1 protein-coding gene is annotated in these 453 nt (G+C 74.4%); it reads left to right on the top strand.

Going from position 1 to position 453, the window contains the following annotated elements; translation table 11 throughout:
• Nucleotides 1–413, top strand: a 413-nt coding sequence (locus tag ACNFOC_RS55350; protein ID WP_416966439.1) for a DUF6542 domain-containing protein, incomplete at its 5' end; no start/stop codon positions are given.
• Between the last annotated feature and the right edge of the window lie 40 nt (nucleotides 414–453).

The raw sequence follows: 453 nt of genomic DNA, 5'->3' as shown, positions 1-453 counted from the left end.
GCCCAAGCCCCGCGGCGGCCCAGACCGTACGTCAGCTGCCGAACCCCCGGCTCACCGGGCTCGGCGGCGGGCTGTTCTGCGCGGCCGTGATGTTCGTGCTCGGGTGTATCGACCAGTTCCTGTTCGGGGCGTCGCTGACCGTCTACGGGGTGCTGTTCCTGCCGGTGTGCGTGCTCACCGCGGTCTGGATCCGGCGCGGCGACCTCCTGACCGCGCCGGTCGTCGTCCCGATCGCCTTCGCCGTCGGCCTGTTCCCGGTGGCCGACGGCAGCGGCGGCCTCGCCAACCGCCTGGTGGGCGTGTTCACCGGCCTCGCCACCCAGGCCGGCTGGCTGTACGGCGGGACACTCGTCGCGGGTCTCATCGCGACCGTCCGCAGGATCCGGCTCCTGAGGCGCCGCCGCCAGGCGTGACTCCCCGCGCCGACCAGGCACCGCCGAGCCCCCGTCACCC

It is taken from the genome of Streptomyces colwelliae (assembly GCF_048158785.1).
GTDB lineage: Bacteria > Actinomycetota > Actinomycetes > Streptomycetales > Streptomycetaceae > Streptomyces.
This window is presented reverse-complemented; position numbering and strand designations above follow the sequence as displayed.